This is a genomic window from Tenacibaculum sp. HL-MS23 (assembly GCF_032463465.1).
GTDB lineage: Bacteria > Bacteroidota > Bacteroidia > Flavobacteriales > Flavobacteriaceae > Polaribacter > Polaribacter bernardetii.
Genome location: NZ_CP135989.1, coordinates 230,300 through 252,515, shown reverse-complemented (window position 1 = coordinate 252,515; position 22,216 = coordinate 230,300). Strand labels below are relative to the sequence as shown.

General features: G+C 31.2%; 21 protein-coding genes. 5 read left to right on the top strand and 16 right to left on the bottom strand.

Translation table 11 applies throughout. The annotated features are described in order from the left end of the window. Positions 1–5: 5 nt before the first annotated feature. Positions 6–833 carry a sterol desaturase family protein gene (locus tag RRF68_RS01120; RefSeq protein WP_315944706.1) on the bottom strand — a complete coding sequence of 276 codons (828 nt, stop codon included), beginning with the start codon at positions 831–833 and terminating at the stop codon, positions 6–8. Positions 834–868: 35 nt separating this feature from the next. Further along, complete coding sequence (locus RRF68_RS01115) at positions 869–1,396, bottom strand: YkgJ family cysteine cluster protein (protein WP_315944705.1); 528 nt, start codon at positions 1,394–1,396, stop codon at positions 869–871. A 177-nt stretch (positions 1,397–1,573) separates the two neighbouring features. Here RRF68_RS01115 and argS point away from each other — a divergent pair, with 177 nt between their 5' ends. The 3 genes from argS (at position 1,574) to RRF68_RS01100 (ending at position 5,499) form a co-directional block, all read left to right on the top strand. After that, positions 1,574–3,358, top strand: a complete 1,785-nt coding sequence (gene argS, locus RRF68_RS01110; protein WP_315944704.1) for an arginine--tRNA ligase — start codon at positions 1,574–1,576, stop codon at positions 3,356–3,358. A 230-nt stretch (positions 3,359–3,588) separates the two neighbouring features. Beyond that, a complete protein-coding gene (gene lpdA / locus RRF68_RS01105; RefSeq protein WP_315944703.1) occupies positions 3,589–4,977 on the top strand; it encodes a dihydrolipoyl dehydrogenase in 1,389 nt (462 codons plus the stop codon). A gap of 69 nt (positions 4,978–5,046) precedes the next feature. Continuing rightward, positions 5,047–5,499 carry a heavy metal-binding domain-containing protein gene (locus tag RRF68_RS01100; RefSeq protein WP_315944702.1) on the top strand — a complete coding sequence of 151 codons (453 nt, stop codon included), beginning with the start codon at positions 5,047–5,049 and terminating at the stop codon, positions 5,497–5,499. 55 nt (positions 5,500–5,554) lie between these two features. Here RRF68_RS01100 and RRF68_RS01095 read toward each other — a convergent pair whose 3' ends face one another. From RRF68_RS01095 to RRF68_RS01040, 12 genes are all read right to left on the bottom strand, one after another. Next, the gene (locus tag RRF68_RS01095; RefSeq protein WP_315944701.1) at positions 5,555–7,057 is read right to left on the bottom strand and encodes a hypothetical protein; all 1,503 of its coding nucleotides are present in this window, start codon (positions 7,055–7,057) and stop codon (positions 5,555–5,557) included. A 320-nt stretch (positions 7,058–7,377) separates the two neighbouring features. Continuing rightward, positions 7,378–9,069 carry an energy-dependent translational throttle protein EttA gene (gene ettA, locus RRF68_RS01090; RefSeq protein ID WP_218772852.1) on the bottom strand — a complete coding sequence of 564 codons (1,692 nt, stop codon included), beginning with the start codon at positions 9,067–9,069 and terminating at the stop codon, positions 7,378–7,380. 18 nt (positions 9,070–9,087) lie between these two features. Next, positions 9,088–9,270, bottom strand: coding sequence for a CAL67264 family membrane protein (locus tag RRF68_RS01085; RefSeq protein ID WP_218772853.1), 183 nt, complete (start codon positions 9,268–9,270; stop codon positions 9,088–9,090). A 114-nt stretch (positions 9,271–9,384) separates the two neighbouring features. Next, entirely contained in the window at positions 9,385–10,371 is a 987-nt protein-coding gene (gene lpxD, locus RRF68_RS01080) for a UDP-3-O-(3-hydroxymyristoyl)glucosamine N-acyltransferase (RefSeq protein ID WP_315944700.1), read from the bottom strand. Between the two features lie 100 nt (positions 10,372–10,471). Beyond that, a complete protein-coding gene (locus tag RRF68_RS01075) occupies positions 10,472–12,496 on the bottom strand; it encodes an NADPH-dependent 2,4-dienoyl-CoA reductase (RefSeq protein WP_315944699.1) in 2,025 nt (674 codons plus the stop codon). Positions 12,497–12,746: 250 nt separating this feature from the next. Continuing rightward, positions 12,747–13,457, bottom strand: a complete 711-nt coding sequence (locus RRF68_RS01070) for a pirin family protein (RefSeq protein WP_315944698.1) — start codon at positions 13,455–13,457, stop codon at positions 12,747–12,749. 72 nt (positions 13,458–13,529) lie between these two features. Continuing rightward, positions 13,530–14,399, bottom strand: coding sequence for a pirin family protein (locus RRF68_RS01065; RefSeq protein WP_315944697.1), 870 nt, complete (start codon positions 14,397–14,399; stop codon positions 13,530–13,532). An 85-nt stretch (positions 14,400–14,484) separates the two neighbouring features. Continuing rightward, a complete protein-coding gene (locus RRF68_RS01060; protein WP_218772858.1) occupies positions 14,485–14,922 on the bottom strand; it encodes a MarR family winged helix-turn-helix transcriptional regulator in 438 nt (145 codons plus the stop codon). 32 nt (positions 14,923–14,954) lie between these two features. Next, positions 14,955–15,203, bottom strand: a complete 249-nt coding sequence (locus tag RRF68_RS01055) for a glutaredoxin family protein (protein ID WP_315944696.1) — start codon at positions 15,201–15,203, stop codon at positions 14,955–14,957. 78 nt (positions 15,204–15,281) lie between these two features. Then, positions 15,282–15,815 (bottom strand): NAD(P)H-dependent oxidoreductase, encoded by a 534-nt coding sequence (locus RRF68_RS01050; RefSeq protein ID WP_315944695.1) that lies wholly within the window; start codon positions 15,813–15,815, stop codon positions 15,282–15,284. A 2-nt stretch (positions 15,816–15,817) separates the two neighbouring features. Beyond that, positions 15,818–16,225, bottom strand: a complete 408-nt coding sequence (locus RRF68_RS01045) for an OsmC family protein (protein ID WP_315944694.1) — start codon at positions 16,223–16,225, stop codon at positions 15,818–15,820. A 79-nt stretch (positions 16,226–16,304) separates the two neighbouring features. Beyond that, positions 16,305–16,583, bottom strand: a complete 279-nt coding sequence (locus RRF68_RS01040) for a DoxX family protein (protein WP_315944693.1) — start codon at positions 16,581–16,583, stop codon at positions 16,305–16,307. Positions 16,584–16,699: 116 nt separating this feature from the next. Here RRF68_RS01040 and RRF68_RS01035 point away from each other — a divergent pair, with 116 nt between their 5' ends. Further along, entirely contained in the window at positions 16,700–17,170 is a 471-nt protein-coding gene (locus tag RRF68_RS01035) for a GNAT family N-acetyltransferase (protein ID WP_315944692.1), read from the top strand. 74 nt (positions 17,171–17,244) lie between these two features. Here the strand turns inward: RRF68_RS01035 and RRF68_RS01030 are convergent, their stop codons facing one another. Continuing rightward, a complete protein-coding gene (locus tag RRF68_RS01030; protein WP_315944691.1) occupies positions 17,245–18,867 on the bottom strand; it encodes an isocitrate lyase in 1,623 nt (540 codons plus the stop codon). Positions 18,868–18,953: 86 nt separating this feature from the next. Further along, positions 18,954–20,549: a malate synthase A gene (gene aceB, locus RRF68_RS01025; RefSeq protein WP_315944690.1), complete on the bottom strand. Its 1,596-nt coding sequence runs from the start codon at positions 20,547–20,549 to the stop codon at positions 18,954–18,956. A gap of 149 nt (positions 20,550–20,698) precedes the next feature. On the opposite strand from aceB, the gene RRF68_RS01020 reads away from it, so the two are divergent. Next, complete coding sequence (locus RRF68_RS01020) at positions 20,699–22,177, top strand: helix-turn-helix domain-containing protein (protein ID WP_315944689.1); 1,479 nt, start codon at positions 20,699–20,701, stop codon at positions 22,175–22,177. Positions 22,178–22,216: the final 39 nt, after the last annotated feature.

The following is a 22,216-nucleotide window of genomic DNA, read 5'->3' as shown; positions in this document are numbered from 1 at the left end:
TACTGTTATAAGTTAGCTGGTTTTCTATAACCTGCAAAAGGTTGTTTTAATAACTCTTTTAAACTGGCATTTTTTTCAGCATCTGGAAAAGTATCTACTCCGTATACAATTTTCTCTCTATCGAATTCCATATATGTTCCGAATAAGCGATCCCAAATAGAAAAAATATTCCCGTAATTAGAATCGGTATAAGGCAACATATTATGATGATGAATCTTATGCATATCAGGTGATACAATAATATAACTCAATATTTTATCAAGCTTTTTAGGCATCTTAATATTGGCGTGTGTTAACTGTGTAAATATTAACGATATTGATTGATATAACATTATAATTGCTATTGGAGTTCCTACCAAGAAAACACCAACCAAAGTAAAACTAAAACGAATTACACTTTCTAAAGGATGATGACGGTTCGCCGTAGTTGTATCCACCTCATGATCGGTATGATGTACCAAATGCACCATCCAAAGTTTTGGAATCTTATGTTCGGTTAAATGTGCTAAATATGCTCCGAAAAAATCTAAAAACAATACGCCTAAAACTACATATAGCCATAAAGGAATTTCTGGCAACCAATTAATCAATCCGAAATTATTTACTTGTACCCAGTCTGCAGTTTTTAGCAACAAAAAAGCAAGCGCAAAATTAATTACAATGGTAGTTGCTGTAAAAAACAAATTAGGAAAAGCGTGTTTCCACTTACTATATTTAAATCCAAATAAAGGAATCGCTCCTTCTAATAACCAGAAAAAAGTAATTCCGCCAACTAAAATTAAACTTCGATGACTAGACGGTATCGTCTCAAAATAATGAATAAGGGTTTCCAATGTTAAAATATTTTTCTAAAAATAAGAAAAAAATACTAACCTAATCTTTTTATTTTCTCGTTAGATCTAACTGGTAAACGTTTTTTAAGTTCTTCAACAATTCTATATGTTGCAGGGCAAATAGCTGTATTTGCTACTGTTAAATCTGCTATTTGAATAAATTTCTTACGATTTGTATGCGGATATTCTGAACATGCTTTCGGACGCACATCATAAATAAAACATGAATTATCACTTTCATCTAAAAATGAACAGGGCGCTGTTTTTAACACCATAAAATTATCAGAATCACGCTCTAAATATTGCGCTTCAAAATCACGAACCTTCATTTTTAAATGCTTAGAAATACGCTCTGTATCTTTATCAGTGAAAATCGGACTTGTAGTTTTACAACAATTACCACAATCTAAACAATCTGTTTTTGCAAATTCCTTCTCATGTATATCTTGTACTACAACATCAAAATTTTTAGGTACTCGCTTTTTTATGGTGGCAAAGTATTTTTTATTTTGCTTTTCTACGTCTGCTGCTAACTTTTCTAAATTCTCTAAATCTTTATCCATAATTTTTATTTTAAGAAGAAGTTTCGATACTGTTAATTAACAAATAATTACCTGAAATAATATTCAGAAATATTAAAGACAAAACTTACTGCAAAACTAACCATATAAATTGTTATAATCAGTTTAAATATCATCCAAATAAATTATGTAATTTTGCACTTCAATTTTCAACAACTAATGAGCATACAAACCTTAATAGAAACCAAAGTAAAAGAAGGATTTTTAGCCTTATATAATATTGAAATTCCTACAGTAGAATTTCAAGCAACTCGTAAAGATTTTGAAGGAGATATCACCGTGGTGGTTTTTCCTCTTTTAAGGTATAAAAAAGGAAACCCTGTTCAGATAGGTAACGATTTAGGTGCTTATTTAGTTGAAAACGTTACTGAAATTACTAATTTTAATGTGGTAAAAGGTTTCTTAAACTTAGTAATTGAAAATAGTTTTTATACTGATTTCTTTAATAAAATAGCTACAGATACTACTTACGGATTTGTTTCGCCTTCGGCGGATGATTCTTCTCGTATGGTTGAATATTCATCACCTAATACAAACAAACCTTTACATTTAGGTCATGTACGTAATGTATTATTAGGGTATTCTGTTGCTGAAATTTTAAAAGCATCAGGTAAAAAAGTATACAAAACACAAATTATAAACGATCGCGGAATTCATATTTGTAAATCGATGTTAGCTTGGGAAAAATTCGGAAACGGAGAAACTCCTGAGTCTACCGGATTAAAAGGTGATAAATTAGTTGGTAATTACTACGTAAAATTCGATCAAGAATATAAAAAAGAAATAGCAACTTTAGTTACTTCAGGAATTTCTGAAGATGATGCTAAAAAACAAGCACCTTTATTTATTGAAGCACAGCAAATGTTGCGTAAATGGGAAGCTGGAGATAAACAAGTAGTTGACTTGTGGAAAGAAATGAACAGTTGGGTTTATGAAGGATTTGATGTTACTTATAAAAGTATTGGAGTAGATTTTGACAAGTTATACTACGAAAGTAACACCTATTTATTGGGTAAAGATGTTATTGATGAAGGCTTAAAAAGTGGCGTTTTCTTTAAAAAAGAAGATGGTTCTGTTTGGTGTGATTTAACTGACGAGGGTTTAGACGAAAAACTAGTATTGCGTTCTGACGGAACAGCAGTTTACATGACACAAGATATTGGTACTGCTATACAACGTTCTAAAGACATGCCTGATGTTGGCGGAATGGTATACACTGTTGGTAACGAACAAGATTATCACTTTAAAGTATTGTTCTTAATCTTAAAAAAATTAGGATACTCTTGGGCAGAACAGTTACATCATTTAAGTTACGGAATGGTTGATTTACCTTCTGGAAAAATGAAATCTCGTGAAGGAACTGTTGTAGATGCTGATGACTTGATGGATGAAATGACTGGAACAGCAAGAACTATTTCGCAAGAATTAGGAAAGTTAGAAGGGTATTCTAACGAAGAAAAAGAAGAGTTATATAGAATTATAGGTTTAGGTGCTTTAAAATATTTTATTTTAAAAGTAGATCCTAAAAAGCGTATTTTGTTTGACCCAAAAGCATCGGTAGATTTTCAAGGAAATACAGGACCTTTTATTCAATATACGTATGCTAGAATTCAATCTATTTTAAGAAAAGCAGATTTCGACTACAATGTCATATCGAGCGCAGCCGGGATAGAATTACACCCTAAAGAAAAAGAATTAATAAAACAATTAGAGTTATATCCTGAAATAATTCAGCAAGCAGCAAAAAATTATTCACCTGCAGTAATTGCTAATTACACGTATGAATTAGTAAAAGAATTCAATTCTTTTTACCAAAACGTACACATTTTAGGAGAAGAGAATCAAGATAAAAAAGTATTTAGAGTTCAGTTATCTAAAAAGGTAGCCGATACTATAAAATCAGCATTTAACTTATTAGGAATTCAGGTTCCTGAAAGAATGTAGATAATTAACAAGTACACGCGTTAGGGATTGAACGGTGTGTTTGAGCTCTTTTTAGTTGTCAGTTCGAGTAAATTTATGAAGAATGAATAAATTTGTATCGAGAACAAAACTAAAAAAGCGAGTAGTGAAAGCCCGCTCGAACGCCAAAATTCTCGAAATGATTTTGAAAAGAAAATCACTCGAAGTGACATAAATAAAAAGAATAAACAAACAACAATAAAAACATACACATGAAATACGACGTATTAATAATAGGAAGTGGTCCTGGAGGATATGTAACTGCAATTAGAGCATCTCAATTAGGATTTAAAGTTGGAGTAATTGAAAAAGAAAGCTTAGGTGGAATTTGCTTAAACTGGGGATGTATTCCTACCAAAGCATTGTTAAAATCTGCACAAGTTTACGATTACTTAAAACATGTTGATCAATATGGTTTAAAGGCAGAAGCAATCGATAAAGATTTCGAAGCTGTTATTAAACGTAGTCGTAGTGTTGCTGAAGGTATGAGTAAAGGTGTTTCTTTTTTAATGAAGAAAAACAAAATTGATATTATTAACGGTTTTGGTAAAATTAAAACTGGTAAAAAAGTTGATGTTACTGCTGAAGATGGATCTGTAACTGAATATAGCGCTGATAATATTATTATCGCTACTGGTGCTCGCTCTAGAGTATTACCTAATTTACCACAAGATGGTAAAAAAGTAATTGGATATCGTGAAGCAATGAGCTTACCAAGCCAACCAAAATCTATGATAGTTGTAGGTTCTGGTGCTATTGGTGTTGAATTTGCGCATTTTTACAACTCAATGGGAACTGAGGTTACTGTTGTAGAGTTTATGCCAAATATTGTTCCTGTTGAAGATAAAGATGTTTCTAAGCAAATGGAACGTTCTTTCAAAAAAGCTGGAATTAAAGTAATGACTAGTTCTTCTGTAGAATCTGTTGATACTTCTGGTGATGGTGTAAAAGCTATTGTAAAAACCAAAAAAGGAGAAGTAACTTTAGAGGCAGATATTTTATTATCGGCTGTTGGAATTAAAACGAATATTGAAAACATCGGTTTAGAAGATGTTGGAATTATAACTGATAGAGATAAAATTTTAGTAAACGACTGGTACCAAACTAACATTCCTGGTTATTATGCTATTGGAGATGTTACTCCTGGACCTGCATTAGCACACGTTGCTTCTGCCGAAGGAATTACTTTGGTTGAAAAATTAGCTGGTGTACATACTGAAGCTATCGATTACGGAAACATTCCTGGTTGTACATACGCTACTCCAGAAATTGCTTCTGTTGGATTCACAGAAGAGCAAGCAAAAGAAGCTGGTTACGAATTAAAAGTTGGTAAATTTCCTTTCTCTGCCTCTGGTAAAGCTACTGCAGCTGGAACTCCTGATGGTTTTGTAAAAGTAATTTTTGATGCTAAGTATGGTGAATGGTTAGGTTGCCATATGATTGGTGCTGGTGTTACCGATATGATTGCTGAAGCTGTTTTAGGCCGTAAATTAGAAACTACAGGTCATGAAGTATTAAAAACTATCCACCCACACCCAACAATGAGTGAAGCAGTGATGGAAGCTGTTGCTGATGCTTATGATGAAGTAATTCACTTATAAAACTCTTAAAGTTTATATAAATGAAACCTCTCCTATTTATTAGGCGAGGTTTTTTTTTTATCTTTGAGGATGAAAAAATTGATCCCTATATTCGCATTGTTAGTAGTATGTTTTTATTCTTGTAAAACGGAAGAAAAAAAAGCTGCTACACATCCTTTAAACGTTCCTTTTAACGAACGTCCTGTTCCTGTACTTCCAAGCATGAATAATTCCGCTACTAATGTTGTAGGTGGTGCACATTATATATGCCCTAAGAAATGTAAAGGAGGAAGCTCAAGCGCTCAAGGTTCTTGCCCGGTTTGTAACACAGCGCTTGCTCATAACCAAGCTTTTCATAACACACCACAAACACCCGTTACAACACCAATATCTACTCCTGTAGCACCAACAGCTGCCGGACCAAACGCTGCTGGCCAATACCACTATACTTGTGCTAATGGATGTGCAGGAGGTGGAGATGCCGCTGGTAAATGTAATAGTTGTGCTGGAGATTTAGCACATAACGCTGCTTTTCATAGTTAGAAAGAAAAAATATAAGTTTACACTGCTTAAACCTCACTTAATTGGTGAGGTTTTTTTATAGTAAAATTTTCTTCAAAGACTCTTTAATATTCTCCCATAAAAAGTTCCAAAAAGAACGAGTTTTATTTCGCTCAAGTTTTAAAATTTTTACTTTTTCTATACCATCTTTAGAGGAGTTTTTCACTATTAAACTAGTAATCCAAGACACTAATTTTTTTATTTGTCTATCTTTATTTAATACTTTTACTTTTAATCCTTTATACTGAATTGCAAAATCTCCATTAGACTCAGTATCATTTCCATAGAGATTAAAAAATAATTTTGAAATTTCTCCATCTAACTCTACATTTAAATTTGGTTTTATAAATGAATTTATTTTATCTGAATACACTGCTCCTAACTTTCCTTTAATTTGAAAAGCATCATTTAAACTACCTACATTAAACCTCCAATCAATTTCTAAAGGAGATGTATTCATAAAACTACAGTTTATTATTACTTTAGTTGTAGGAAAACTATCTTTTACTTTTATGTTTAATAAGTTACTTATAGTTGCATTTATTTTATGAAAACTAATAAGTCCGGCTTTTCTTTCAACATCCGCTAACTCTTCATATACAATTTTACTATTACTAATTTTTACCGTGTCTAATTTAAGTTCAAACGGCAACTCTCGTAAACTTTTACTGTATAAGTCTTTTCGTTCATTTGCATCCTCTAAAACTGTTCCATTTAAGTATACATTAAAATCACCTTCATCTATAAATAACTGTTTTGCTTCAAAAAATAATTTCTCTTTATTAATAACTTTTAATTCAGGGATATTAATTTTTTTTATAAAAAGACTTAATAAGTCTGTTTCATAAGCAACATGGTATATATAATTTTTTCTAGATTTTAACGGTACTATTTCTAGACTATCAATTGTAAGTTTTGAATTTTCAAAAGATAAATTACCTATTTTAAAAGCTTGCGTTTCTGAAGTTTTTCTTTCAAAATTATTTACAGACACAAACATTTCTTTATACAAAAAAGGAATAGCGTTTTTTAGAGATGCATCATATTTAACTTCCGTAACTTTTAATACAACTTCCTCTACTTTAAGAAAATTATTCTTTAAATCAATAACATCTACTTTTAAACCATTTACTTCTACAGCACCTATTTCTATTTCTGTCGCATTCGTTTTAGTACTGCCTTTTGTTGATTTATTTACAATATCTTTTAATAGTTTTCCTTGAAGTTCTAATGTATTTAACTGTACTAAATCTGCTGATATTTTTTTGTTTTTAAAATATGAGTAATATGAAAAACCTTTTAATAATACACTTTCTACTTCTACCTCTAAACTATCCTTTTTAATTACAATATTGTTTACTGATACATTACCAAACAATACATTTGTTGATACATTACCTGTAAATGTAATTTTATTTTCAATCGATTTTTTTAAAAGAAATTTTTCTACCTTAGTTGATATATAAAAATTTACTCCTATTAATAATAGTAATAAAACACTTAAAATCTTTATACTATTTTGATACTTTTTCTTTATCATTTTTAACAAAACTATTTTAAAATATTAAATAGAGCACTTACTCTTAGTTTAAAACCTTTAGCAACAATACAAAACACACTTCTTAAATGTTAAAAATAAACACTATTTATAAACTTTTTATGTATTTGTAATAAATATTATTGTTTTTTGGCACATTTATTGCAATTAACAATTCTTTAACATAAAACACAAACTATGAAAAACTATCTACTAAACAGTTTTTATTATTGGTGGGAGAATTGTTAAATGAAAAGGAAAGAAAAAACTCGAAGTATGCTAGCTTCGAGTTTTTGTTTTTTATAATAAAATATAGTAAGTAATTATCTAATTAGCTTTCTATATTTAATACGTTTCGGCATTAAATCTCCACCTAAACGTTTCTTCTTATTTTCTTCATATTCAGAGAAACCTCCTTCAAAGAAATATACTTCACTGTTTCCTTCAAAAGCTAAAATGTGTGTACAAATTCTATCTAAAAACCATCTATCGTGACTAATAACAACCGCACAACCTGCAAAATTTTCCAAACCTTCTTCTAAGGCTCTTAATGTATTTACATCTAAATCGTTTGTTGGCTCATCTAATAATAAAACGTTTCCTTCTTCTTTTAAAGTCATCGCTAAATGCAAACGATTACGCTCACCACCAGAAAGTGTAGAAACCTTTTTATTTTGCTCACTTCCACCGAAATTAAAACGACTTAAATAAGCTCTAGAATTTACTTGCTTACCGCCCATCATTACTAAATCTTGACCTTCAGAAAAGTTTTCCCAAATAGATTTATCTTGATCGATATTAGAGTGTGCCTGATCTACATAAGCAATCTTAGCTGTTTCACCTACTTTAAAGTTTCCGCCATCAGGAGTTTCTTCTCCCATAATCATTTTAAAAATGGTGGTTTTACCAGCACCGTTTGGTCCAATAATTCCAACAATTCCAGCTTGCGGAAGATTAAATTCTAAATTATCATATAATAATTTATCTCCAAACGCTTTCGAAACTCCACTCGCTTCAATTACATTGGTTCCTAAACGAGGTCCGTTAGGAATGTAGATTTCTAATTTCTCATCAGTTTGTTTCTGATCTTGACTCATCAATTTATCATAGTTCTTCAAACGTGCTTTTTGCTTTGTTTGACGACCTTTTGCTCCTTGACGAACCCATTCTAATTCTCGTTCTAATGTTTTTTGACGCTTAGAAGCTGTTTTGCTTTCTTGTGCCATTCTTGAAGATTTTTGATCTAACCAAGAAGAGTAATTCCCTTTCCAAGGAATTCCTTCACCTCTGTCTAATTCTAAAATCCAACCTGCAACATTGTCTAAGAAATATCTATCGTGCGTTACCGCAATTACAGTTCCTTTATATTGTGCTAAATGATGCTCTAACCAGTGAACAGATTCTGCATCTAAGTGGTTTGTTGGTTCATCTAACAATAAAATTTCAGGTTCTTGTAATAAAAGTCTACATAAAGCAACTCTTCTTCTTTCCCCTCCTGATAAGTTTTTAATTGGTGTATCACCATCTGGAGTACGTAAAGCATCCATAGCGATTTCTAACTTCGTATCTAACTCCCAAGCATTCGAAGCATCAATTTTATCTTGAAGCTCTGCTTGTTGCGCCATTAACTTATCCATCTTATCAGCATCAGAATACACTTCTTCTAAACCAAACATATCGTTGATTTTATTGTATTCTTCTAAAATAGCCACCGTTTCAGCAACTCCCTCTTTTACGATTTCGATAACAGTTTTACTATCATCTAACTTTGGTTCTTGCTCTAAGTAACCAACTTTATATCCCGGTGAAAAAGTTACATCTCCTTGGAAGTTTTTCTCTACTCCTGCGATGATTTTTAATAAGGTAGATTTACCCGATCCATTCAAACCTAAAATACCAATTTTGGCTCCGTAGAAGAAGCTTAAATAAATATCTTTTAAAACTTGTTTATTAGTACTTTGATAGGTCTTTGAAACCTTATTCATTGAAAAAATGACCTTCTTATCGTCTGACATTTTATTGTTTTTTATTAATTAAACTCTTCCTTTTAATGCATTAAAAACCCATGCATTTGCAAAGAAACCTAAACCTACTGCTGCAAATCCATAGCCAGCTACTTCATCATATCTAAAAGCCCCTAAACCTACTAGTAAAAGACCTATTAAAATCATTATAAACGTTGCCCAAGCTAGGACAGTATTTTTATTCATTGCCATAATTTACTCTTTATAAAAAATGTGAACTGCAAATATCGACATTTATTTTCTCTTTAAATAATTCGCATAAAAAAATCTTACCAGAAGTAAGATTTTTAAAAGTAAATTTATTTTTTAACTTCTTGCTAACTTACGTAAAGCAACCCATTGTTTCATCATTTCACGAGCATCTGTTGCAGGATAACCAACTACTGTTTTTCCTGCGGCAACATCTGCAATAACTCCTGATCCTGCTCCTACCTTTGCACCTGAATGAATTGTTGTATGATCTTTTATTGAAGCACTTCCTCCAATAACAACGCCATCACCTAATGTTACCGAACCTGCTAAACCGCTATTTCCTGCCATAATGCAAAATTTACCTAACACAGAGTTATGACCGATTTGCACTAAATTATCAATCTTACATCCATCTCCTAATATAGTAGAACTAAACTTACCTCTATCTACACAAGAATTTGCTCCTATTTCTACTTGATTTCCGATAATAACATTTCCTATATGTGGAATCTTAGTTAAACCTTTTTCACTTGGTCTGTAACCAAATCCATCTGCTCCAATACTCAAATTTGCGTGAAAAATACAATCATTACCAATTACACTTCGCTCTCTGATTACGGTACCCGACCAAACGATTGTATTACTACCAATAGTAGTATCATCAAAAACTGAAACATTCGGATACAAAATAACGCCTTCTGATATAACCACATTTTTACCAACATATGTGTTAGCACCAATCTTACAACCTGCAGCAATTTTTGCTGTTTTATCAATTACTGCCGTTGGATGAATATCAGTTTCAAAATGAGGACCATCTTCTTGAAATACTTCTAATAATGTTGCCATTGCTAGATCCGCATTTGTTACTTTTATAAATGCTTTATCAACTCCTGGTTCAATTTCTATTTTAGCATCAATAATTGCGGCACTAGCGTTAGAACTATCCCATAAACGAGCAAATTTCTTATTTCCAATAAAAGTAATTTGACCTTTTTTTGCTTTTTCAATTTGCTCTGGAGCGGTAATTTCTTCGGAACAATCTCCGATTAATTCCCCCTTTAATAATGAGTTAATTTCTTTTATTGTGAATGATTTCATGTTTGTTTTTTCTGATTAGTTTGCTAAAAATACTGTTTAATTATGCAACAAAAAAATCCTACTTGATGTAGGATTCTTAATATTTTAATTTTACTTGTAGCTATATTTCTGCAGCCAACCTACTTCCTTGATTTATAGCTCTTTTAGCATCTAACTCTGATGCGAAATCTGCACCTCCAATTACATGGGTTTTTATTCCTTTGGCTTCTAGAGGCTCTAGTAATTCTTTTAACGGAACTTGACCTGCACAAATAATTACATGATCAACTGCTAATACTTTTTGTTCTTCATTTTGAGTGTAATGCAATCCTTCATCATCAATCTTAGTGTATTGCACTTCATTAATAAATTGTACTTTTTTCTTTTTTAAAGTTGCACGATGAATCCAACCTGTTGTTTTTCCAAGATTTGCACCAAACTTACCCTTACTTCGTTTGAACATAAAAATTTCTCTTGGTGATGGATGTATTGCTGCTTTAACACCTTCTATTCCACTTCTTGCGGTAAGAGTTTTATCGATTCCCCATTCTTTTAACCAAGCATCAATATTTAAAGCAGTGCTTTCTCCTTCGTGTGCTAAGTATTCTGATACATCAAACCCAATTCCTCCTGCACCAATAACGGCAACTCTTTTGCCTACTGATTTTTTTAATTTAACGACATCAATATAACTTAATACTTTCTCATGATCAATTCCGTTAATTTTTAACTCTCTAGGTTTTATTCCTGTTGCAATTACAACCTCATCAAAATTACCTTTTGCTAAATCATCTGCAGATACCCTTGTATTTAATTTTACAGTTACATTATGCAGTTCTAATTGCTTATTAAAATAACGGATTGTTTCATAAAACTCTTCTTTACCCGGAATTTGTTTTGCGATATTAAACTGACCTCCAGTTTCTTTATCAGCATCAAAAAGTGTAACCTCATGCCCTCTTTGAGCAGCAATGGTTGACGCTGCCAAACCTGCAGGACCTGCTCCAACAACTGCGATTGTTTTCTTTGTTTCTGCTGGATTATAATTGAATTCTGTTTCATGACAAGCTCTCGGATTTACCAAACAGCTAGCTACTTTTTTCTGAAAAGCATGATCTAAACACGCTTGATTACAAGCAATACAGGTATTTATTTCATCATCCTTTTCTTCTCTCGCTTTATTTACCCATTCAGGATCTGCTAAAAACGGACGTGCCATAGAAACCATATCTGCATGTCCTTCTGCTAATACTTTCTCTGCCGTTTCTGGCATGTTTATACGGTTAGAAGTTATCAACGGAATTGATAATTCTTCTTTCATTTTTTGTGTTACCCAAGTAAACGCTGCTCTTGGTACCGATGTTGCAATGGTAGGAATTCGTGCTTCGTGCCAACCAATACCTGTATTTATTATAGTGGCTCCTGCTTTTTCAATCTCTTTACCTAACTGAACAACTTCTTCCCATGAACTTCCTTGTTCTACCAAATCTAACATTGATAATCGGTAAATGATAATAAAATTTTCACCTACACTTTTACGAATTTTCTCAACGATTTCAACTGCTAAACGAATTCTGTTCTCGTAACTACCTCCATAGTTATCGGTTCTTTTATTGGTTCTTTTTACAATAAATTGATTAATTAAATAACCTTCTGAACCCATAATTTCTACTCCGTCATAACCAGCTTCTTGTGATAGTTTTGCACAGTTCACAAAATCTTTAACCGTTCTTCGAATTCCTGATTGTTTTAAAGCAAACGGTTTAAACGGATTAATTGGTGCTTGTATTTTTGACGGTGCTACTGTTACTGGGTGATAGCCATAACGACCTGAGTGTAAAATTTGCATGCAAATTTTACCACCTTCTTTATGCACTGCATCTGTAACTACTTTATGTTCTCTTGCATGTTTTTTTGTGCTCATTCGAGCAGAAAATGGCGCTGTCCAACCTTGAATATTTGGTGATATTCCACCTGTAATAATTAATCCTACTCCTCCTCTAGCACGTTCTGCATAATATGCTGCAATTCTCTCAGTTCCGTTTTTTTCTTCCTCTAAACCAGTGTGCATAGATCCCATTAAAATTCGATTTTTTAAGATTGTAAAACCTAAATCTAATGGCTCAAATATATGTTTGTATTTCATGAATTGAATGTTTAAAAGTATTATGCATGCATAATACTTTGCAATATATGTTTATTTTTTGAACTTAAAAAGTAAAACAACTAATTACAAAATCATAAAATATTAATAAATAAATCCTATCATATTAAGATCTGTTAAGGAAGATAAATTATAACGGATATATTAAACTAATATATTTATACCTCTTTTCTTCTGCTAAAGAGATCTTAAAAGAGAACTAAGGTTTTTGAATAAATAAATTCAATTATTATTACATATTCATGGGTACATCAATAACCAATAATTTACTGTTTTTGTTACCAGTAATAGTTACGACATCTACATCATAAATACCTATTGCATCTCTTGTTTCTAGCGTGTCATTTTCTATATCAATAGATCCGCCTATTAAGAAAAAATAAGCTGCATTTTTTAATTCATAGGTAACTTCTATACCTTTATCTAAATCAATCATTGCTATATATCCTTGTTGATTTATAGGTAAAGAGTTTGCTATTTGCTTATTTCTTGGCGATACTAATGTTTGAAATTTATTTTTTCTTCCGGAAGCATCAAACATTTTTTGATTGTAACATGGTGTTACATTTTCTATTTCTGGAATGATCCAAAGTTGTAAAAAATTAACTTCATCTGTTTTACTATCATTAAATTCAGAATGTGTTACTCCTGTTCCAGCACTCATCACCTGCACTTCTCCTACTTCTATCGAACGCTTGTTATTCATACTATCTTTATGAGACAATGCACCTGAAATTGGAATAGAAATAATCTCCATGTTCTTATGAGGATGCGTACCAAAGCCCATTTTTGGTTGTACAATATCATCATTTAAAACACGGAGCATTCCGAAATTCATTCTTTCAAAATCCTGATAACTTCCAAAACTAAACGTGTGATTAGACTTTAACCAACCATGATCTGCATAACCTCTAGAGGCTGCTTTGTGAATTATTTTTTTCATCGTTTTAAATATTTATCGCGTTCATAAAGTATATAATGGTGTTTGTTTGAACCAAAAGTATTTTCTAAAATATTAATATAAATAACCCATCTTTCCTTTTTGATAATCACGCATAGCTTCCATAATTTCGGTTTGCGTGTTCATTACATAAGGTCCGTATTGCGTTATTTTTTCTTTAATAGGCGCTCCTGAAAGTACCAACAAGTTGGATGTGCCTTTTGCTTCAATTTTTATTAAGTTTCCGTCTTTATTAAAAACAACCATTTGTATTTCTCCTTTTTTTAATATTGTTGATTCATTTATCAGAATTTCCCCATCTAATAAATAAACTAACGACTGATGATCTTCAGGAATATTAATTTCTACACTTCCTGATTCTTTAGCTTTTAACGTAAAAACATTCACTGCTGTTTGCGTTTTTATCAAACCTTTTTTACTAGCCTGCTCTCCGGCAATAACTTTTAACTGAATAGTTTCATCATCGTTTTCAATTACAGGGATATATTCACTTTTTAAATGTTGATAATTAGCTGGCATCATTTTTTTTGACGCTGGTAAGTTTAACCACAATTGGATTCCTTCTAAATCACCTCCTTTTTTAATAAATTCTTTTGATGGTCCTTCTCCATGAATTATTCCTCTTCCAGCCGTTGTCCATTGTACATCTCTCGCTTTTACAATCATTTCATTTCCTAAAGAATCTCTATGTAATTGCTCGCCTTTAAATAACAATGTAATTGGTTCAAAACCACGATGTGGATGCGGTGGTAAATCAAACGGATTGTTAAATTCACTAATTGCATACGGTCCGTAATGGTGTAATAATAAAAAAGGATCTACATTTTCGATCCCTTCTGTTGGTAATGGTTGTCGCAGTTTTATTGGCCCCATGTTAACTAAAGGACTCGCTACTTTATGTTGTATTGTTTTTAGTTTCTTCATTTTATATTGATTTAACACTAAATAATCTCCATGGAAAATACTTTTGCATAATTATTCAATTTCAATATATTAACTACTAAATATATTATCTTATTTTATCTAATAAATCACTTAGTTGAGCAGCTTCTTTTTCGGTTAAATTACCTAAATAATCTAAATTTAATGACTTATCAATTGTAGTTAATAATTCTAATCCTTGTTTAGAAATATTAATATAAACTACCCTCCTGTCATGTTCACAACGAATTCTTTCTATAAATTTTTTTTCGCATAACTTATCCATTAAACGAGTTGCGTTAGGAGCACGCTCTATCATTCGGTCTTTAATAACCTGTACTTTTATAGCTTCTCCTGCTCCTCGTAAAATTCTTAGAATATTAAATTGCTGCGGTGAAATTCCGTAAGGTTTAAAAAATTCATTTTCGTTACTACTTAACCAATTTGCAGTATATTTAATATTTATTAATGCTTTTACTTTATTACTTGGAAATTTAGATTTTATGTCTTTAGAAATATCTCCCATTTTTAATTAATCGTAATTAGTATAAAGTCAGCTTAACCTTTTAGGCTAGCTTCCTTTAATATTTTATTAAAATCATCAGAAGTTGGTGTTAAATACACCTCATCATTAATAAATAATGTTGGGTATTTTAAAACGCCATCATATAATTCTTTTGTATGCTGTTTGGCTTTTTCATCAGTTGTAACATCCTTATATTCAAATGGAATATCTGCCATTCGTAAATAGTTTTTAAAAGCTACCGTGTGGGCGTGTCCTTTTCTTCCGTATATAACAATCTTCATTTTTTATTTCTTTAATTAATACAAATTTACACAAAAACACTTTTAAATTCCAAGGGATATAAAATCAGTTCACGTAATTTATAACAATGATTTTTTAAATATTAAAACAGCTTTTTCTAATTGATGTTTTAAAGCTTCATCAATAATAGTATTCTCTTTAAAATTATCAAAGAAACTAGGTAAAGAGAAATCTGCAACTATGTTTCCACCCAAATGTGGAAATCCGTTTTTAGCTATTGATAAAGCAGATGCTCCACCTCTTGCTCCTGGAGATGCTGCCATTAATAACATCGGAATGTTATTCCATAATTTCGAATTAATACGAGACATCCAATCATACATATTTTTAAATGCCACGGTAAAATTCCCATTATGTTCTGCTAATGATAAGATAATTCCGTCTGCATCTTGAATTAAATCAAAAAACTTCTGAGCATTCTTCGGTATTCCATTTACATTCTCTTCATCGATTCCATACACAGGTAAACTAAAATTATTTAAATCTAAGACATTTATTTCTGCCCCATCAACTAAACTAGCAGCATAAATTGCTAATTCTTTATTAATTGATTTCTTACTATTGCTTCCTGCAAATGCTATTATTTTTTTCATTCTTATATTATTTTTGATGTTATAGGAGTTGCTCCTTTTACCATTTTAGCAACAGGGCATTTCGCTGCCATTTCTAACAACTTAATTCTTTGCGACTCTGTAACTTCTTTTTCAAAAGATATTTCTTCTGTTAGTGTTTTTTTAATTCCCTCGGATGTTAACTCTTCTTTCTGAGTTACATTAACAGTTATTTTACCAACATCCCATTTTTTACGCTCTGCATACATTCGTAATGTAATTGAGACACAGCTTCCAATTGCTGTTAATAAATACTCTACAGGCGTTGGTCCTTTATCATTACCTCCTTTATTAGTTGGCACATCAATTACCGCCTTATAATTTCGCATAGTTGCCTCTGCAAAATAATTATTAGTTGTTAATATGGTTTCTGATGATACTTTACTTGCCATTTATCTTTATATTTTTTTACTGTATACGTACGAAATAATTAATAAAATCATTGCAACCAATGCTGCTGTTTGCTCACCATCACCAATCATAACATGTGCAAAAAAAGCAAGTATAAATGCAAAGAAAAAAACCTGCGTACGCCCATTCTTTAATTGTTTTATTTGTTACAAACCAAATAGCAACTAGGCCTAATATTTTTGCAGCTGCATACGGATAAATAATATATGTTGGGTATCCGAAGTTTGTAAACATCTGCATTACTGCTTCATGATTAAACAAATACATTCCTGCAGAAAACAACATTAATAATGATAATAAACCTGTTGCTACATAATATATAATTTTATTTTTTTTCATTTTTATATGTTTAAAACCTTACACAAAGATACTAAATTATATTTTATTTTCCATGGATATTAATTTCAAGGTAAATTTCAACATTTTAAAACAATAGTATTTTATACTTTTGTAAAATGAATACAATAGAAATAGAAAATTTTAAAACTCAATATTCTGCTCATTTTTATGACCTGAATATAGAATGGCTGAAAACCTTTTTTTATGTTGAACCTTTTGATGAAGAGGTTTTAAGCAACCCTACTAAATACATCATTAATAAAGGCGGACATATATTTTTTGCAAAATTAAATGATGAAATTGTTGGTACAGTTGCCTTAATGCCTAAAGGAACTAATTTCGAGTTAACGAAAATGGCCGTTTCACCAAAACACAGAGGTTTTAAAATCGGACAAAAATTAATGCAGCATTGTATAAATTTTGCTAAAACTGATTTACAGTTAATCAACTTAATTTTATATTCTAACACCGCCTTAGAAAACGCTATTTACATCTATAAAAAATATGGGTTTATAGAAATTCCTGTTGAAGAAAATTGCCCATACGAACGTTGTAATATTAAAATGGAACTACATCTAAATAATTAAAAAACTCCAGCTTTCGCTGGAGTTTTCACTTCAAAATAAAATATACAATTAACTAATTATACACTTTTAGTTGATTAAACGGCTATTTTAATTTTTCTTTTTTCTACTTGATTTACTTCAAACTGATTTGACGTGTTTTTCTCACCCCCAGCTTTTAAAGCATTATCACCTGCAAAAAAGGTTTTATGATCATCACCCAAGTTAGATCCTGCCATTCTTTGATGCTTCACACACGAAACTCCTTTTCTTATTTCCTGTCTTTGCACACCTTTTACATACGCTAACATACCGTCCTCTCCAAAATAACCTTCCGTTAAATTATTCATATGAAGCGCTGTTGTATGGTATGTTGGTAACGTTATTAAATGATGAAAAACACCTGCTTTACGTGCACTATCTGCTTGAAAAGTTCTAATTTTTTCATCCGCTATTCTACATAATTCAGAACCATCATATGTAACATCCATTAAATTATTTTTATCATATAAAGACATATCTTTCCCTTCTATAAACATTGCATCGTATACTTGATTACGAAAGTTTAAGGTCCAATTAAAAGAAGGCGAATTATTATATACTAATTTGGCATTAGGTATAACTTCTTTTACCTTATTAACCATATTTGCAATTTGCCCTACATGCGGAGTTGGCGTTTCAATCCATAATAAATCGGCACCATTCTGTAAACTCGTAATACAATCTAACACAACTCTATCAATATTAGAACCTTCCTTAAATTTATACAATCCGTTAGCCAATCTTACCGGACGCACTAATTTTCCGTTTCTCTTCAATAAAACATCATCCTCTTTAGCTTTATCAATTGCAATTTCTTCTGCTTCTACAAAAGCTAAATATTGCGATGCTAAATCTCCAGGTTCTTGACTTACTGGTAATTTCTGAGTTAAACCTGCGCCTTCAGAATCGGTACGCGCCACTATAATTCCGTCTTCTACGCCTAACTCTAAAAAGGCATATCTAATTGCATTTAACTTTGCTATAAAATCTTCGTGAGGAACCGTTACTTTTCCGTCTTGATGTCCACATTGTTTTGCATCAGAAACTTGATTTTCAATTTGAATAGCACAAGCACCAGCTTCAATCATTTTTTTAGCCAAAAGATACGTTGCTTCTTCGTTACCAAAACCTGCATCAATATCTGCGATAATTGGCACAATATGAGTTTCAAAATTGTCTATTTGATCTTGTACATCTTCACCATTTTCTAACCTTCTAAATAAATCATTTAACTCAATTGCATCTGCTTGACGTAGAAAATCATAAATCTCGCTAATTAATGAAGAAACAGCTGTTTTTTCGTGCATTGATTGATCAGGAAGTGGTCCAAATTCAGATCGTAACGCTGCTACCATCCAACCCGATAAATACAAATATCTTTTATTAGTTGTTTGATGATGTTTTTTTACTGCTATCATTTTTTGCTGCGCCACAAATCCGTGCCAACAACCTAAAGATTGGGTATATTTTGATGAATCTGCATCATATTCAGCCATATCTTTTCTCATGATACCTGCTGTATATTTAGCAATTTCTAAACCTGTTTTAAAACGATTTTGTGTAATCATTCTAGCTGCATTTTCAGAAGTAATAGCATCCCAAGTACTACCGTATTTTTTCTTAAGAGATTTTACGGTTTCTAGTGCCGAATTATAACTTCCTTGCGCTAAATTTTTCATAAGTTTGTTTTTTAATTATTGAAGTTTTCTAGATTTTGATAATTCCGTCTCGCAAACTATTGCCGTAGTTGCGAGACACTTTTTTTTTATATGTGTTTGTATGCCGAAAGCGTTAAAAACTCTTTGTATTCTTTTGATACAACTAATTCATCAAACAGCTCAATTGCTAGTGTAAATTTTCCATTTGTAAAATTACTTTCGCCTACTAAATTTTTAATTTTTTCTAACTCTTCTTTCTTTAATGATTGATACATCGAAAGATTAAAATTCCTACCATCTTCAATCTTTACATTACGATGTAACCACAACCAAACCTGAGTTCTTGAAATTTCTGCAGTAGCAGCATCTTCCATTAAATTATACAAAGCTGCCGCTCCGTTTCCGCGCAACCAACTTTCGATATATAAGACCCCAACATTTATATTTTTTCTAATTCCCTCTTCAGTAATAGTTCCTTTTGGCATTTCAACTAAGTCAGCTTCAGAAATTTTTACATCATCTCTAGAAACATGAATTTGGTTTTTCATAGTCATATTTTCATTAAAAACATCCATTGCTATTTTTACCAAGCCAGGATGTGCAACCCACGTACCATCATGACCGTTCTTTACTTCTTGCTCCTTATCTGCAAATACTTTTGCAAAAGCAGCGTCATTAGCTTTTTCATCATTTTTAATCGGAATTTGCGCTGCCATACCTCCCATTGCATGTACTTTTCGTTTATGACATGTTTGAATTACTCGTAAAGAATACGCTTCCATAAACGGAGTTTTCATTGTTACCTGATCTCTATTCGGAACCATAAAATTTCTGTGATTTCTAAACTTTTTGATATATGAGAAAATATAATCCCAACGACCACAGTTTAAACCAGCCATATGATCTTTTAACTCATATATAATTTCATCCAACTGAAAACTAGCCGTAATTGTTTCAATCAACACCGTTGCTTTTATTGTTTTCTGCGGAATATTTAAATAGTCTTGCGCAAAGACAAAAACATCATTCCACCAACGAGCTTCTTTATAATGTTCTAATTTTGGTAAGTAAAAGTAAGTTGCTGATTTTTGCTCTTGTAAGGTTTTAATATTATGAAAAAAATACAATCCGAAATCAACCAAAGAACCAGACATTTCTTCTCCGTTTATAACAAAATGTTTTTCATTTAAATGCAATCCTCTTGGTCTTACTAATAACGTTGCAGTTTGATTATTTAATGAATATGTTTTATTTTTTTTCTCATTATAAAACGAGATTGTTTTATTGTTTGCGTCTCTTAAGTTAATCTGACCTTCTAAATTATTTGAGATATTAGGAGAATTACTATCTTCAAAATCTGCCATAAAAGTTTTAGCACCAGAATTTAATGCATTAATAACCATTTTACGATCTACCGGTCCAGTAATCTCAACTCTTCTATCTAATAAATCGTGCGGCAATTCTGCACAAACCCAATCACCTTCTCTAATAGTTTTTGTTTCTGAAGGAAAAGAAGGATAATTACCCATATTAAAATAAGCCTGATCAATTTCTCTTTCCTCTAATAATTGTAATCGCTTTTTGTTGAATTCTTCATGAAGATTAGTTAAAAACAGTTTTGCCCCATCTGTTAAAACACTTTTATAATTAGCCTCATTAAAACCTACATATTGAATTCCTTTTACTAAAACATCCTGACTCATAACCACTTATTTTTTTAATTGATAATTCAATGATATAAAAAATAAATGAAAACAAATAGCGAACGTTCGCTAAATAACTAAAATATTCTAATTTTTATTAATTCGCTAATTTTAATACCTTTGAATTGCGAATCTTTTAATTTTAAATTTTGGAAGAAGAATATATTAGACTTGTTTTTGGATTAAAACTAAAACAAATACGTACAGACAAAAAACTATCCCTTTTCGGGCTAGCTAAACTTACCGGTTTATCAAAATCTTATTTAAACGAGATTGAAAAGGGGAAGAAATATCCTAAAACAGATAAAATTGTTATTCTTTCAGAAAAGTTAGAAGTTGCTTATGATCATTTAGTTTCTTTAAAACTTGATAAAAATCTTGCTCCTATTGGTGAGATTTTACAATCTAAAATTTTAAAAGAAATTCCGTTAGATTTATTCGGGATTAAAGAAAGCAACTTAATAGATATTGTAGCAAATGCTCCAGCTAAAGTAAATGCTTTTATTAGTACGATTATAAAAATATCTCAAAACTATAATTTAACTCGAGAAAATTTCTTCTTAGCGTCATTACGCTCTTACCAAGAGGCGCATAATAATTATTTTGAAGATATAGAAAACAATGTTGTCACTTTTGCCAAAGCATACCACATAAACCTAAACAAACCTATTAACTCTAAAGATTTAGAAGATATTTTAGTTAGCGAATATGGTTATACTATTAATAACGAGGAACTTTCTAAGCATCGAAAATTATCAGAATTAAGAACTATTTACATCCCCAAAAACAAAACATTACTCATTTACGACACTGTAAACGAAGCTCAAAAAACATTCATATACGCCAAAGAAGTAGCGTACAACTATTTAAATATAGAGAATAGACTTTATACTTTTCCTTGGATAAAGTTCGAGAGTTTCGATCAGGTTTTAAACAATTTTATAGCTTCTTATTTTGCTGGTGCTTTAATAATTCCGAAAGAAAATCTTATTAAAAACTTAACTCATTTTTTCTCATTAAAAGAATGGCAACCGTTACAGTTACATAAAATAACCAAAAACTATAATTGCTCTGACGAAACGTTTTATCAGCGATTAACTAATATTTTACCGAAGCATTTTAATATAAAAAATTTATTCTTTTTACGGTTTACACATAAAGAAAACTCAGAGTTTTTTAAACTATCTAAAGAACTACATATTACACAGCAACAAGCACCACATGCCAATAGAAACAACGAACATTATTGCAGAAGATGGCTTTCTATAGAAACAATAAAAGAATTAGAAAAATCGACAGATAAAAACTCTTCTTACGGAATACAAATTTCCTCTTACGAAAACACTAAAAACGAATACTTAGTATTATCTGCCGCAACTGCCGATCCTTTTAAAGATAACAACAACCGAAGTGTAAACATAGGGATGTTACTTTCACCTCATTTAAAGAAAAAAATTCAGTTTTTTAAAGAAGACACCTTTACAAAAAAAACGGTAGGTGTTACTTGTGAAACTTGCGCTATTAAAAACTGTAAAGAACGTGTAGCCGAACCACGCATTTTAAACAAACAATCTAGAAACAACGAAATTGCAAAAACCATAGAAAACATCATTCAATCCTACACTTAAACGACTTGTAGTATAAACTGTTTTTCTTACTTTAGCAAT

Bases quoted from the DNA above. Each gene is read 5' to 3' on its own strand.
- RRF68_RS01115 (WP_315944705.1), bottom strand. From the start codon at position 1,396: ATGGATAAAGATTTAGAGAATTTAGAAAAGTTAGCAGCAGACGTAGAA.
- argS (WP_315944704.1), top strand. From the start codon at position 1,574: ATGAGCATACAAACCTTAATAGAAACCAAAGTAAAAGAAGGATTTTTA.
- lpdA (WP_315944703.1), top strand. From the start codon at position 3,589: ATGAAATACGACGTATTAATAATAGGAAGTGGTCCTGGAGGATATGTA.
- RRF68_RS01100 (WP_315944702.1), top strand. From the start codon at position 5,047: ATGAAAAAATTGATCCCTATATTCGCATTGTTAGTAGTATGTTTTTAT.
- RRF68_RS01095 (WP_315944701.1), bottom strand. From the start codon at position 7,057: ATGATAAAGAAAAAGTATCAAAATAGTATAAAGATTTTAAGTGTTTTA.
- ettA (WP_218772852.1), bottom strand. From the start codon at position 9,069: ATGTCAGACGATAAGAAGGTCATTTTTTCAATGAATAAGGTTTCAAAG.
- RRF68_RS01085 (WP_218772853.1), bottom strand. From the start codon at position 9,270: ATGGCAATGAATAAAAATACTGTCCTAGCTTGGGCAACGTTTATAATG.
- lpxD (WP_315944700.1), bottom strand. From the start codon at position 10,371: ATGAAATCATTCACAATAAAAGAAATTAACTCATTATTAAAGGGGGAA.
- RRF68_RS01075 (WP_315944699.1), bottom strand. From the start codon at position 12,496: ATGAAATACAAACATATATTTGAGCCATTAGATTTAGGTTTTACAATC.
- RRF68_RS01070 (WP_315944698.1), bottom strand. From the start codon at position 13,457: ATGAAAAAAATAATTCACAAAGCAGCCTCTAGAGGTTATGCAGATCAT.
- RRF68_RS01065 (WP_315944697.1), bottom strand. From the start codon at position 14,399: ATGAAGAAACTAAAAACAATACAACATAAAGTAGCGAGTCCTTTAGTT.
- RRF68_RS01060 (WP_218772858.1), bottom strand. From the start codon at position 14,922: ATGGGAGATATTTCTAAAGACATAAAATCTAAATTTCCAAGTAATAAA.
- RRF68_RS01055 (WP_315944696.1), bottom strand. From the start codon at position 15,203: ATGAAGATTGTTATATACGGAAGAAAAGGACACGCCCACACGGTAGCT.
- RRF68_RS01050 (WP_315944695.1), bottom strand. From the start codon at position 15,815: ATGAAAAAAATAATAGCATTTGCAGGAAGCAATAGTAAGAAATCAATT.
- RRF68_RS01045 (WP_315944694.1), bottom strand. From the start codon at position 16,225: ATGGCAAGTAAAGTATCATCAGAAACCATATTAACAACTAATAATTAT.
- RRF68_RS01040 (WP_315944693.1), bottom strand. From the start codon at position 16,583: ATGAAAAAAAATAAAATTATATATTATGTAGCAACAGGTTTATTATCA.
- RRF68_RS01035 (WP_315944692.1), top strand. From the start codon at position 16,700: ATGAATACAATAGAAATAGAAAATTTTAAAACTCAATATTCTGCTCAT.
- RRF68_RS01030 (WP_315944691.1), bottom strand. From the start codon at position 18,867: ATGAAAAATTTAGCGCAAGGAAGTTATAATTCGGCACTAGAAACCGTA.
- aceB (WP_315944690.1), bottom strand. From the start codon at position 20,549: ATGAGTCAGGATGTTTTAGTAAAAGGAATTCAATATGTAGGTTTTAAT.